Source organism: Gracilibacillus halotolerans (genome assembly GCF_014206945.1).
GTDB lineage: Bacteria > Bacillota > Bacilli > Bacillales > Amphibacillaceae > Gracilibacillus > Gracilibacillus halotolerans.
The window spans coordinates 1-13,523 of sequence record NZ_JACHON010000034.1; the positions used below are offsets into that span (position 1 = coordinate 1).

The 13,523-nt window shown below is 35.2% G+C and carries 13 protein-coding genes and 1 pseudogene; 7 read left to right on the forward strand and 7 right to left on the reverse strand.

The features are described from left to right. Positions 1-509: 509 nt before the first annotated feature. Positions 510-1,439 (forward strand): BclA C-terminal domain-containing protein, encoded by a 930-nt coding sequence (locus tag GGQ92_RS15655; protein WP_184251199.1) that lies wholly within the window; start codon positions 510-512, stop codon positions 1,437-1,439. 212 nt (positions 1,440-1,651) lie between these two features. On the opposite strand, the gene GGQ92_RS15660 is transcribed toward GGQ92_RS15655, so the two are convergent. Further along, on the reverse strand, positions 1,652-2,011 hold the full coding sequence (locus GGQ92_RS15660; protein WP_184251202.1) for a Lin0512 family protein: 360 nt from the start codon (positions 2,009-2,011) through the stop codon (positions 1,652-1,654). 227 nt (positions 2,012-2,238) lie between these two features. Here GGQ92_RS15660 and rlmH point away from each other — a divergent pair, with 227 nt between their 5' ends. After that, complete coding sequence (rlmH, locus tag GGQ92_RS15665) at positions 2,239-2,718, forward strand: 23S rRNA (pseudouridine(1915)-N(3))-methyltransferase RlmH (protein ID WP_184251203.1); 480 nt, start codon at positions 2,239-2,241, stop codon at positions 2,716-2,718. A 379-nt stretch (positions 2,719-3,097) separates the two neighbouring features. On the opposite strand, the gene GGQ92_RS15670 is transcribed toward rlmH, so the two are convergent. Together GGQ92_RS15670 and GGQ92_RS15675 are read right to left on the reverse strand one after the other, a co-directional pair. Next, positions 3,098-4,708, reverse strand: coding sequence for an ATP-binding protein (locus GGQ92_RS15670; protein ID WP_184251205.1), 1,611 nt, complete (start codon positions 4,706-4,708; stop codon positions 3,098-3,100). Next, positions 4,701-6,095 carry an SIR2 family protein gene (locus GGQ92_RS15675; protein WP_184251207.1) on the reverse strand — a complete coding sequence of 465 codons (1,395 nt, stop codon included), beginning with the start codon at positions 6,093-6,095 and terminating at the stop codon, positions 4,701-4,703. Before GGQ92_RS15675 ends, GGQ92_RS15670 begins: the two co-directional genes overlap by 8 nt. A gap of 458 nt (positions 6,096-6,553) precedes the next feature. Here GGQ92_RS15675 and GGQ92_RS15680 point away from each other — a divergent pair, with 458 nt between their 5' ends. Further along, complete coding sequence (locus tag GGQ92_RS15680) at positions 6,554-7,300, forward strand: helix-turn-helix domain-containing protein (protein WP_184251209.1); 747 nt, start codon at positions 6,554-6,556, stop codon at positions 7,298-7,300. Positions 7,301-7,576: 276 nt separating this feature from the next. Here the strand turns inward: GGQ92_RS15680 and GGQ92_RS15685 are convergent, their stop codons facing one another. The 4 genes from GGQ92_RS15685 to GGQ92_RS15700 all read right to left on the reverse strand — a co-directional run bounded on the left by GGQ92_RS15685 (position 7,577) and on the right by GGQ92_RS15700 (position 10,938). Next, positions 7,577-8,392 carry a MetQ/NlpA family ABC transporter substrate-binding protein gene (locus GGQ92_RS15685; protein WP_184251211.1) on the reverse strand — a complete coding sequence of 272 codons (816 nt, stop codon included), beginning with the start codon at positions 8,390-8,392 and terminating at the stop codon, positions 7,577-7,579. 17 nt (positions 8,393-8,409) lie between these two features. Continuing rightward, positions 8,410-9,072, reverse strand: coding sequence for an ABC transporter permease subunit (locus GGQ92_RS15690; protein ID WP_184251220.1), 663 nt, complete (start codon positions 9,070-9,072; stop codon positions 8,410-8,412). Beyond that, positions 9,065-9,814, reverse strand: coding sequence for a methionine ABC transporter ATP-binding protein (locus GGQ92_RS15695; RefSeq protein WP_184251213.1), 750 nt, complete (start codon positions 9,812-9,814; stop codon positions 9,065-9,067). The genes GGQ92_RS15690 and GGQ92_RS15695 overlap by 8 nt, the downstream gene beginning before the upstream one ends. A gap of 449 nt (positions 9,815-10,263) precedes the next feature. Then, on the reverse strand, positions 10,264-10,938 hold the full coding sequence (locus GGQ92_RS15700; RefSeq protein ID WP_184251215.1) for a hypothetical protein: 675 nt from the start codon (positions 10,936-10,938) through the stop codon (positions 10,264-10,266). A 138-nt stretch (positions 10,939-11,076) separates the two neighbouring features. Here GGQ92_RS15700 and GGQ92_RS15705 point away from each other — a divergent pair, with 138 nt between their 5' ends. The 4 genes and pseudogenes from GGQ92_RS15705 to GGQ92_RS16565 all read left to right on the forward strand — a co-directional run. Then, complete coding sequence (locus GGQ92_RS15705) at positions 11,077-11,382, forward strand: hypothetical protein (RefSeq protein ID WP_184251217.1); 306 nt, start codon at positions 11,077-11,079, stop codon at positions 11,380-11,382. Positions 11,383-11,840: 458 nt separating this feature from the next. Continuing rightward, complete coding sequence (locus tag GGQ92_RS15710) at positions 11,841-12,623, forward strand: transporter substrate-binding domain-containing protein (RefSeq protein WP_184251222.1); 783 nt, start codon at positions 11,841-11,843, stop codon at positions 12,621-12,623. A 32-nt stretch (positions 12,624-12,655) separates the two neighbouring features. Further along, positions 12,656-13,321, forward strand: coding sequence for an amino acid ABC transporter permease (locus GGQ92_RS15715; protein WP_184251218.1), 666 nt, complete (start codon positions 12,656-12,658; stop codon positions 13,319-13,321). Positions 13,322-13,333: 12 nt separating this feature from the next. Then, positions 13,334-13,426 (forward strand): annotated as a pseudogene (locus tag GGQ92_RS16565) (polar amino acid ABC transporter ATP-binding protein); the annotation flags it as partial. Positions 13,427-13,523 lie beyond the last annotated feature (97 nt).

The window sequence follows — 13,523 nt, forward strand, 5'->3', positions numbered from 1 at the left end:
TCCTTTTTGCTTCGAAGCTTTGGACACCTCGTATCATACCAAGGGGGCTCTCTTTCGTTCAACCCTCAAATTTCTTCATTACAGGAATGCTCCTAGTACCCTTTTATAAAAACGGTTACATTTATATTAAAATATTCTCCTATAATCTTACCTAAAACTCAATCATCTTGATTAATAACTTTTATAAGAGTGATCACTTTCCCTATAGATAAATTGAAAATGAGCCATTGTTTGATTAGTCGATAGTGTAAAAGTGATAAGAAGAATAGTATTTCTATATTCTTATGATAATTCTGTAGATAAATGATGATAAGTGGATGATTGTGTTTGTTTATCATGTAATAGCCTATATTTCTATCAATTTACTGTCGCAGGTATAGTAATTACTAGACGCATAGAGGCAAATAACTAGACCTTAAAATCGATGCGTGGAAAAGAGAAAATTAATATATCCGCCGTTACTGCCAGCGATAAATGGAATAAAAATAGTAGAGACAGGAGGTATAAATATGGCGAGAAACAATAAAGAGAACAGGAAAAAATGTAAATCAAAAGACGTGAAGTTTCGTCCAGATCCATTTCCAATAACAGTTCCTAGTTGGGTAGTAAATGTTCCAGATTCACCTACCGGTCCAACGGGTCCGACTGGGCCTACAGGACCTACCGGACCAACGGGGCCAACTGGACCAGCAGGAGGACCAACAGGCGCAACAGGCGCAACGGGAGCCACAGGACCAACAGGCCCAACAGGCGCCACAGGAGCCACAGGAGCAACAGGCGCAACAGGCGCCACAGGAGCCACAGGCGCAACAGGAGCAACAGGCGCAACAGGAGCAATAGGAGCAACAGGAGCAACAGGCGCAACAGGCGCAACAGGCGCAACAGGAGCAACAGGCGCAACAGGAGCAACAGGCGCAACAGGCGCAACGGGAGCAACCGGAGCAACGGGAGCAACAGGAGCAACAGGCGCAACGGGAGCCACAGGAGCAACGGGAGCCACAGGAGCCACAGGAGCAACAGGCGACGGTTTAGAAGCATATGCGTATATTTATAATACGGATGCTCAGGAAGTAGGAGTAGAAGAAGATATTATCTTCAGTGACAATGGAGTCATCGTCGGAGGCATCACTCATACCCCAGGAACAGCTGAAATAACTGTCACTGAAGCAGGAATTTATGAGATTACGTTCTCTGTAACAGCTGTTATGCAAAACCAATTTGCAATCTTTGTAAATGGAGCAGAAGTTCCAGAGGCTATATATGGATCAGCTGCTGGACAACAGCAAAATGATGGCCAAGTAATATTAGAGTTAGCTGCAGGTGATGTAATAACATTACGAAATCACACTTCACAAACTGGTGAAGTTGATCTTGAGGCTGATGCAGGTGGAACACAAACAAACGTTACTGCGTCCATCATCATTAAAAAGTTAGATTAACTACGATAAATGATCGAAGCCAAATGATTTATCTAGAATATAATAGTAAAGACTAGAACCAGATTTCATGTTCTAGCCAAATAAAAAGTAGGGCATTTTTTTAAAAAATGTTCCTACTTTCTTTTTATTAGTATAGACGATGACAATTCTATAAAAATTACATAAACTCATATACCATCCCAATATGAGTAGCTGCACGATTAGTTGTATTGTTAATAACCAACTTCTACTGAAGCATTCACAATATACATTAAATCATTTTTATCATCTTTATCTTCTAGAATAATTCCAGAAGTAGTAGCCATTCCACCATCCATTAGTTCAACTGTTACTGTACCATATGGAATCTCTTGCTTCACACGTTCAATATCCACGAGTTCCTTATCCGCTGGTACCGCCAATTTCACATTTACCCTCATATTGTGTAAACTTTCCTCTGGTAGGTAATGCTTTATACCAGGCATGGAGTTATAGTGAATAGCATTCTCCACTGCTCGCACGCATGCTTTCGTAATATCTTGACCATGCACATCAATTCCAGTACCTGTTTCAATAAAAATTATTCGCTCCATTTATAGATCCCCTTTCAAATTAAAGTTCCTATTAGTTTAATTACGTACTTTCACAATACGAGAAAGATAGGCAATTTGTAAAATAGAACGCTGGTAAGTAGCAAAAATTCTACAAAGTGATACCAATTTAACAGGTGAATTTCATGAGAACTATAAAATAAGGATGTAACAACAGGTTGAATTTGCTAAGATAAAAGCAACAGATTTAACGGAAAGCGGTGAAGATTTTGAAAATAACTATTGTTTCAGTCGGGAAATTAAAAGAAAAATATTTAAAACAAGGAATAGAAGAGTATGTGAAGCGTCTTGGCGCTTATGCAAATATGAACATAATAGAGGTCCCGGATGAAAAAGCACCTGAGACGATGAGTGAAAAAGAACAAGAGGAAGTTAAACGCAAAGAAGGTGAACGAATTCTGTCGAAAATTTCCCAAGATGACTACGTTATTTCCCTGGAAATAAAGGGTGAAATGTTAACATCAGAAAAACTGGCCGACAAAATAGAACAATTAATGCTTCATGGCAAAAGCAAAATCACCTTTGTAATAGGAGGATCATTAGGGTTAAGCAACGAAGTAATGCAACGAAGCAATTATGCTCTCTCATTCTCCAAAATGACTTTTCCACATCAATTGATGAGATTAATCTTAGTGGAGCAAGTATACAGGTCATTTAGGATAATGAAAGATGAACCGTATCATAAATAGGTAATGATTTTGTTTAAAATATAACTTCTTTATGATGATAGGCGTAGGTTTTCAAGATATAAATCAATATTTTATGAACAGAAGGAATTGAATTACTCAATTCAAGCAGTGTTGCCGGAATTTATGCAAGTTAATGAGTCATTGTTTACTAAGAAGGAGCAAGTGGTATTAAGCTTTACTGATAAAGAATTAGGAATTTAAGTAATTTAGTAATCCTTGAAGGCTTAGGATGGGGTGCTACTATTATCCCATCCTAATTATGTTTTAAGTAAGAAAGTTAACTAACCATTTAGGAAGTCTTAAAAGTTTAGAAATATTGTAAGCTAAAGTAACTCTTTACCAATAGTCTAAATGTATGTGTTAGGATAATATCATCTGTCTATACATCAATAAAGGACTCTTCTGGAGATACCCAAGATTTAATTACTTTCGGATCTTCACTATCAGGAACAGGTGCGGCATCAGCTATTTTTACTATATCTGTGTAACCAAATGCTCCACCGAAAACAATTGCATATTGTTTCTCTAATCCTGGAACAAACTTGATTAAGTCTTGATAATTACTAGATAAGTTTCTGTTAATGAACTCTAAATCTAACTTGTTAGTTATTCTGTGAACAATAAATGAGTTACATTGTGAGACGATTGATTTTGTTAGCTCAGAGGGTCTTTGACTCGATACTATTAAGCTAATACCAAATTTTCTTCCTTCTCGTGCAAGTCGTTCAATATAATATGTCCCTAGTTTGAATTCTTCCTGCTCCTGTTCATTAATATAGCGGTGAGCTTCTTCAAAGAGAATTACTAAACTGTCAACATCTCTTGTTTTTCTGTTCTCTATGGCCCATTGATAGACCAATTTGGAAAACAGAAACATTACAATATCTAACTCATCCTTTTCAAAGTCGGATTCAATAATAAAGATTTCTTTATTAGAATCTACAATCTCCTCAATTGTACTCTGTTCTCCAACTCTGTTCTCTATAATATTATAAATTCGAGGATCATCAGTAATAGTTTGAATTCTATTCATCATTGTCGAACACCAGTTAAACCACTGACTGGCTTTAAAGTTATCATATTCTTTTGTAAGATTCCCATCTTTATCTTTTTTCCTAGCGTTATTCCATAGCCATCTATTAATTTCTTCATGAAGATCGTTAAATTGAAAGATTTCATTGTTCTTAATGCCAGGTTTTTCTCTAAGCGTTTTTATACACTTTTTTAGAATGGGTGCTTGTACACCAAGGCTTGCTCCTAAAAAACGGAAATATTCAGTAAAACTTAAATGATAGTGTGGCAGATATAGTTCTTCTTTTTTTATTTTCCTTACTGAAAATTCCGTTCCTTTAAAGGCTTGCTCATATTCATCATTAGAATCGAAGATGATAATTTTAGGTTTAATATGTACTGGATTCCCACATTTATCTTGCAGTCTTCTTTTTAGACCCTGAATAAGAGAGGCAACAGTAGAGCTTTTTCCAGTACCTGTATTTCCAAATATCCCCATATGTTTTCCAAACAATATATCTGGATTTGCTGAGATTTCAAGTTGGTTATCATCATAGCTGGCACCGATTGGTAGGTTATAAGGTGCACTTATACTAACAATAGAGTGATATACTTTTTGGCCAATTGAAAAAACTTCACTACCAATAATAGGAAAGCTATTAATACCTGAATCGAATTTCATTAAATAGTCATCATAAACTCCTATCAAAGTTGCTTCGATTACAAAAGAATCATTACTCTTTAAAAAAATATCTTCAGGAATAAAGGTGTTCTTATCAAATATTTTGGAGATTCTTCCGATTATTCTCTTTCCATTTGGTAAAATACTGTAAATCAACTTATTAATTGATGCTACATAGTCATTAATTCCGTACTTTAGGATTAGCTTATTAGCCACATTTTCATCTGTTACTTCAATATGTATTGCTAACCCCTCAATTTTTATTATCTTCCCTATTCGTACATCCCCATCAAACATTTCTATTCATCTCACCTTTTAATCTTTTTAATGTATCCAGAATTACCTTCTCATTATTATCAAAGTTAGGATAAGGTATTAGATAACTTGTAATATATTGAAAATCACCCAAGAAGTCCCCGAAGAATATCGTTATTCTTGAATCTTCAAGGCTCCTTTCTATTAAACTTTGAAGAAATGGAGATATATTTTCATCAGATTTATTTGAATAAGAGAAAATTATTAGATTAAAATCAGGATTAGACAACGCATTGGTAATAATATCGTTAACGTGTTCATCAAGAAAACTATAGCCCATAATTAATAAAGTGGAATTCGGCTTATTGCAAAATTCAATAAACTGGCGGAACATTTCACTATAAGGTAGATCTAATGAGTATGTTTTCTTAGATTGAACGGGATAGATAATACAGTCAGGTATTAATGTTCCTTCGCCTTCAGTAGATAACAGTTTAAAATCTAATTGTTTTTCTGAGATACCGTAAGGCGGTTTGTAATTATCAAAGAACCAGGAAAGTGATCCGTGTAATTTAAATAAATTTATCCCTTTAGTATAAGTTTTCCCTCCATCTGAATATTGGATGTGTGTATCAAGATGAAATGAAGCGGGATTAAAAGAACGGTAATGGAATCCGGAAAAGCCATTGTTAACATGTATTCCAAGCTCTTCTGCGGTTTTTTCTATTAACAAGTCATAGTTTAAAGTGAAAATATTCACCTTATTACTCTTTGCTCCTCTTGAAACCAACTTTTTAAAAAAAGTCTTATGAAGATGGTTTACATCATAATTAATTGTTAGAACAAAATTCTTAATAAAAATTTCTTTAAAACTTTCAACTAATTCTTCTAACTGATATTTGATGGAGTCATCTTGAAGTATATTTTGGTAATAGGAAAGCATCTCATATAATCCATCTAATGCTTGTTCTGGCCTTTTCTTAGCCAGACTAAGTAATACATCTTCCAATGCTTCCTTGTTATTAACGTGTTCATCAAATTTGTAATTCTCTAATAAAGTAGTATGTTCTTGCTTTTGATTTGTATTAATTGCCTTAGAACCTGCATACAGAGAACAACCATTACTCATCAAAATATGTAGATTTTCACTTTGAAGATACTTGTTTAGAATATCATTTCTAATGGTTTGTGTTTTCTTCTTTAATTGATCTTTAATATCAGAAATAACATGGTCACTTTTATCTATTTGTCTGCTTGAAAAAAAATCTCTATGGAACGTCTCTTGTAAAATATCAGTAAGGTATAGATGAAAACCTTCTGTTTCCTCCGAAGTAATTAAAGCCGGATCTTCTTTACAGAAAAAAGTCTGTAATTCATTATTTTCAAATTTGATGTTACGAGTCATTTGATTATAAATATAATCGTGCATTTTAGAGCCCCATTCTCATATTTTTTCAGTATATGATATTATTCGATAACACTATGGCGAATTCCTTCATTTGTCTAATAGAACGAATTGTTTCCAAGAAATACTGTTAATAGAAGGTGCCATAAATTCTTTTATTGAATCGGGGCACGATGATTAAGGAACAGGTTATGAAGTTATGAAAGAGTAAAAAGGACAATCTCAAAACTATATTGAGAGGTGTCCTCCTCCTAAAAACATTGCCTTTGGATTGTAAAGGGAAACCGTATCATAAGTAAAGGCGGAAAGTGGAACTATAAAGTCATAAATTGACAGGCTAACGTGTGGACGGTTCTCTTGTTGCATTGGCAAGGAGGATAGTATTCATGTTTAACAAAAAAGTAAGGTGAATGTTGTCATTATTGTATTGTTGTAATACAATTTAATAAAATGTATTGCAGAAATACAAAGGAGAGAATATAATGCAGAATGAATTAAAAGTGTTTAAAGAAAATCATAGCTTTACAAAAGAAGAAATTCAACAGGAATTTGATGATTTTGTTAAGTGGAATTACCATGAAACTGATGAGGAAATCGAAGAAACTCATAAACACAATATGCTGAGGCTTTTTGATAAATTTAAAAATACGCTTGATAATACTCACTTACCTAAAATTATGGATGATTGGTGGTTCTATGATTTTCATATAGAGAATGATGGAATAAAATTAAATTTAAATTTTTGTGATGAATTTGAGATTGAAAGTGAAATTAATGGGATTTGGGGTATGACTTCTACGGAAAGTTTAACACTATTAGATGTAAAGTGTGATTATTTAGATGTTAAAGAATTTGCTAAAGTTAATAATGTGACAGACACGACAGTTAGGCAGTGGATTAGACGTGGAAAAGTTCGAACAGCAAGAAAAGTGGGGAGAGACTGGCTAATACCTTCCATTACGCAAAAGCCAAAGCGTGGTTTTGTAAACGTTGCTTATAGATGGAGGTACCTTCCTCGTGAGTTAGAAGATAGGTTTCCCTTCTTAATAGGTCACAATACAATGTATATATTTCAAAAGGAAAATGATAAATCATTGTATGATATTATTCTTGGTTATCCAGGGGAGCCTAACCGAGCAAAGATAATTTTATCCACTACAGAAAGAGAAAGTTTAGAATTGGCTTTCATTGGTAATGATTTTATCGATAGCGTGGATGAGTTATCATAAAATGAGGGTTCTATCTGGATTACAAGTTAAACATTAAGTACCCAAGAGGTCACACCAATGGCGTTTTATTTATTTGGTGAACTTGGATATACTCAGTACTAAAATAGTAAATCTATCTCAAATTTTACTTGCGAGTATCTCATTCGCATATAGAGATGTTTCTAGTCGTTTAGCAATTTCTTCAGTTAAAATCATGTATGATATTACGAATTATAAAAGAAGTGTACCTGCTTTCTCGGTACACTTCGTAAGATATATAGGGAGGAGATTTTCTGGTTAGAATGCCGGAACAGCTGATTCTCCTTCACGTCCCGTTAGAAACTCTCGCACTTCTTCACTCGTCATTGCTTCCGATAATTTTTGAATTAGTTCTGAATCCACATTATCTTCGCGTGCAACTAATGTAATGGCAAATTTGTTATCTTCTTTTTCCGTGATGAGCGCATCATCAGCCGGTGTTAAATCTAAATGGCTCGCATGTGTTGGGTTCATAATGACTCCATCTACATCTTCATATAAACGAGATAACGCAGCAATTTCTGCTTGCTCAAAACTGAAGTTATGTGAGTCTTCAATAATATCATCTAATCCATATTGCTCTCCGTCAATCTCATTTAGCTCAATCAAACCATGGGATGCTAATAAGCGTAAAGAACGATCCACATTAGATGGGTCATTGGCAATACCAATTGTTATGTCATCTGGTAATTCATCAATACTTTCATATCCATCTGCATAAAGGCCGAAGTTAGCAAAATAAATCGGTTGAACGTCAACTAAGTTACCATCGGCATTTTCATTGAATTGTTGCATGAATGGTACATGTTGTGAAAAGTTTGCATCAATCTCTTTATTTTTTAGTGCTTCATTTGGCTGTATGTAATCGCCCATCTCCACAACTTCTACCTCAATACCATCTTCGGCGAGAAGTTCTTTTGCAATTTCTACAACATCTGTCATTGGTGATTCAACAGCAGCAACTCTTAATGTTTGCACGTCATTTTCTTCATTTGCATTATTTTCTTGATCATCCCCACACGCAACGAGAAATGTTACGAGAGCGATCATGATTACTAATAGTGATTTTTTCATAGATTGTTCCCTTCTTTCTACCTTTTATCTATTTTTCTTGCTAAAGTTATTCCTGTATATTGGATAATTTGTACAAATATAACGATGATTATAATAATATAAACCATTAAATCGGTGCGATATTGTAAATAACCATATCGAATGGCAAAGTCTCCAATACCGCCACCACCGACAACCCCCATAATCGTTGAATAAGAAATAAAACTAATCGTGGAAGTCGTCATACTCAAAACGAGTGCAGAGCGTGCTTCAACATATAAAAACTTAAAAATAATATCTTTAACGGATGCTCCCATCGAAACTGCTGCATGAATCACCCCCTTTGGTACATCGAGGAGGGATTGCTCGACAAGTCGTGAGTAGTGTGCAATGGCAATCACCATCATTGGCAGCGTTGCGGCAGCTGTTCCAATTGCAGTACCCATAACAAAACGAGTAAATGGAATCATAAAAATAACAAGCAATAAAAATGGGAATGAACGAATAATGTTCACGATTAAATTTAATGATGAAAACACGATTCTGTTCTCAAGTAATTGCCCCTTACGACATAGAAATAAAAATGTTCCAATAGGTAGTCCAACTAATAATGCCGCCAATACTGAAAACCCCACCATAATAGATGATTCGCCAATCGACACCCAAATCTCAGATTGATACTCAACTAATACATCAGGAATGATTGGAATCACCTCCTGACTTCAGTTGTTCGACAAATGTTGCTGCACCTTTCTTAATTTTATGTACACCTGTCGGCTTGATGTCTACCACATCATATATTTGACCATCTGCCATAACTGTCACTCGCTCAGAGAGACTTCTAATGACGTCCATCTCATGACTCACAATTACGATTGTTACGTTAAGTTTCTGATTAATTTGCTTTAGCACTTCAAGTATTTCCATTGTCGTGGTTGAATCAAGTGATGATGTTGGCTCGTCACATAACAAAACTTTTGGATCATTAACAATTGCTCGTGCAATAGCGACACGCTGCTTTTGTCCACCACTAAGTTGTCTAGGATATTTATCTTTAAAAGTTTCAAGACCGACGAATTGTAAGCTCTCCATAACGCGTTCTGTTCGGTGCTTTTTTTCTACTTTAGCTATTTCTAAAGGCACAGCGACATTACCAAAAACCGTTTTATTGCCAACTAAATTATGTCCTTGAAAAATCATGCCTAACGACTGACGTATATGACGAATCTCTTTGCCTTTTAAATGATTAATTTTTTTATTGTTAATAATAACGTCACCTTCATCAGGTTTTTCAAGTAAATTCATCATACGCAATAGTGTGGATTTTCCTGCACCACTTGCACCAATAATGCCGTGAATTTCACCAGGTTTAATGTGTAATGATATGGACTGAATTGCTTCAAACGTGCCGTATCGTTTGGTCACATTTTGTAAAGTAATCATTTAAGCCTCCAATCTTGAGGGAAGTTCGTTCCATATATTTTTATTTTCAAGTTGTTATATTTTTAAATTACATGATGAGTGTAACAGTTATGTTATGCCTAATCAATGGTTACGCTCCTGTTATAGTCAATTAGAGGTTGGAGGAGGGAGCTGTTCACTTTGGTTTAGCAGCTACACAACTCAAACGCGAAATAAAAATACTATCTATATTATTGATAAAGGATTCCAAATGATTCATCTTGTGGAGAATATTTAAAAATAACAATTGTTTCAGTAGGGAATTGAATAGATAAATACTTAAGGGAAGAAATAAGAGAAGATATGAACCGTTTAGCCACGTAAGCGAATGTGGATATATATTAAAAACTCCCCTTAATAAAGAGGAGTTTTCTACGATTCATTGATATGAGTTCGATAATTATAGTATGTAGTTGAATCGTTTATTCTTTTTAGTCTGAAACTACGTTGCTTCCAGAACCTTTAACAGTTTTTAAGAATGTTGCCGGTAGACTTCCCTGTAAAGGTGTCTTAGGTATACCATAAGTTAATGTACCTTTCATTCTAAGTTCAGCTTTCTTTTTGTTGTTTTTATAAGTAACCCATGATCTGTTGTGACTCCAGCTTCCAATAGTAAATCCACTTAAATAAGAAGAACCTTTAAGACTGATACTGTTAATAGTTCCACTAGAAACTCTGGCAGTAAAATCTTGATTAATGTAACCGTGTCCAATACCAGGAACACCTGCCCATACTTTTGCGGTATAAGTAGAACCATTCTTTTTTATCGAAGATATCGAGAATATAGACTCGTCCAGAACAAGTTCATTTCTTAAATCATACTCATTTAAGCTGTCCTTAAAATCTTCAATGTGTTCTTCTACTGCTTCCTGAATTTCATCTATGTTGTAATTCTCAAGCTCATCTTCATTAACTTTAAACGAAGGTGTTCCAAAAACTACATCAATGTGGTTTTCAGAAGCATGGCTATTGAGTTCTTCGCTGATTTGTTTGTTTACTTTGTTCTCAAGGTCATCAATCTTACTCGTATCTTCTGCAGCAGATACAGTAGTTGCAACACCTAGGAACAAAACACTACTAATTGCCAACCCTAGTAACTTCTTCAATTTAACACTCCTTTTTTTATTTAACTTTTATAACATATATGTTACATTATTCATAGTATCATATATTTTTCCAATTAAAACAAGAAAATTACATATTTGTAAAATGGTTGCTTCTGGTAATGAAAGGAGGTGAGTAATTTGGACTACAAAAGACAGCTTGGAACAGGTAGTATTACACCTATATTGGTTATTTTAGCCATGACTTTTTCAGCACTTCACATCAACAAAGAAAAAATAGGAGATATAGTACTAGGTTTTTTTGCCTTAAATACTGGAAAAGAAATAGTGACTATCGCTGTTCTTATATTGGCTCTGTATATTTCAAGAAGATTTGAAGATCATAAGTTTGCAAAGCTGGGATTAGTACTGTCTGTTATTTTTCTGTCGATGTATGCATTGTTTGCAGTAATAGGTCTTATACAGTATACGCTTGCCATTTTCTAGACGTGAAAGAAGAATCACCCTTATCTCTTGTGTGGGGGTGGTTCTTCTTTCCTTTGATAAATCACACAAGACAATTAGAGTATTGTAATTTAAATTATCCAGTCAGCAAGAAGCTTTTCCTCGTTTTTATAATAACTATTTAACGCTCTATATCCTTTTCGATATTTGCAACGATATTGGTTGGTTTATAAGGATTTTTTATTGATAAAATAAGCAGTTTTCGGGCTTCTTCAGAATCGGGGTCTTCTTCGATGGTATGTATAAGGTTTTTTATGCTTTTTTAGCAGGCAATCTCATGCTTAGCATTAGAGTATATATTAGTTAAACAAAGAGTGTCAGACGCCATTAAGGTGTCTGGCACTCTTTGTTTGATTGGAGAGTTAACGGGGTATTTTCTTTCATAAGCAAATTACTTAGTTAGTTCAGCTAGGAATAAAGGAAAGGAATTGGTTGCCAATATGGGGTTGAATAGAAAGATACTATTGATTTTCAGTATGATCATGATTTGCTTTTTATCTGCTTGTGCCGAGAAGGATAAGCTTGCCGATGGATCTGAACTGATAAATAAAGATGAATTTGTTTTTGCGGCCTCTGGTGAGTTTAAGCCATTTAGTTATATGAATGATGATCTCACCATGTCAGGCTTTGATATTGAGGTTGGCAAAGCCCTTGCAGAAGAAATGGGTCTTAAGCCGGTTCCGAAGCGGATCAAATTCAAAGGGATTGTAGAAGGAGTAAAAACAGGACGTGCGGATGCAGCTGTTGCCAGCCACACGATTAATTCGCAGCGGAGTAAACATGTTTCTTTTACTACCCCTTACTATTATTCTGGTCCGCAAATTTTTACTAGACCGGACAGTGAAATTAAGACTACCGACGATTTAGCAGGAAAGGAAGTAGCTGTAGCAAAAGGTTCAACGTATGCCGAGATTGCCTCTGAGTATACGGACAAAGTAAAAACGTATGACAGCGACGTTACAGCTTTACAAGCGTTAAGTACTGGACGTCATGATGCGGTAATCACAGACTTTGTTACCGGAAAAAATGCTGCAAAGGAAGGGTTTGATATTAAAGAGCAGCAGTTAATTGAGCGTAGTGAACAAGCGATTGTACTGCCACAGGATAATCCGAACTTATTAAAGCGAGTAAACGAAGCGCTGGAGCAACTCCGGCAAGATGGAACACTAAGTCGAATTAGCATGGAATATTTTGGTGAGGACATTACCAAGAAACCAGAATAAATCAACACGATGGAAAGAAAGGAAGTAGTACATTGCCAAGTTTCTCACATTTTTTTCAAACACTCATAGATACAAAAGATGTATTCCTAAAAGCGATGCTTCTAACATTACAGCTGACCGTTGTTTCTATTTTAATTGGAATCATTATTGGACTTTTCTTCGCTTTATTAAAAATATCGAAAATAAAAATATTAGAATACATTTCAGATGCATATGTCTATTTGGTCCGCGGGACACCGCTGATTGTGCAAATATTTATCCTGTACTTCGGAATTAGCGGGATTTTTCTCCTCCCTGATTTCTGGGCTGCTTCACTAGCTTTGGCATTACATAATGGAGCCTATATTTCCGAAATCTTTCGAGGAGCGATTCAAGCAGTCGATAATGGACAGATGGAGGCAGGACGCTCATTAGGTATGACGAAATCACTGACATTAAGAAGGATTATTCTTCCGCAGGCCTTCCGTAGAGCACTGCCACCTTTAGGCAACCAGTTTATCATTGGTTTAAAGGATTCTTCGTTAGCCGCATTTATCTCCATGAATGAGCTGTTCAATGTGGCTACAACACTAGGATCGAATAACTTTGATGAAATGACCTATTTACTCATCGTAGCAGTCTACTATTTAGTGCTTGTGGCGTTGTTAACATTCATAGTAAGCCGATTTGAGCGTAGATTAGCATTAAGTGACAGATAGGAGATGAGGATAATGGAAACAAAGGAAATGCTTAAAGTAAATCAATTGAATAAATCGTTCGGAGATATACATGTATTAAAAAATATTGATATGACCGTTTACGAGAGGTTTGTGTCAAGTATTTCTCAAGGACGCTAAACCCTCAATAGATAGAGCTTTCTCTTTTTGTACACTTAACTGGAAATTCTACCGCGCTACGCTT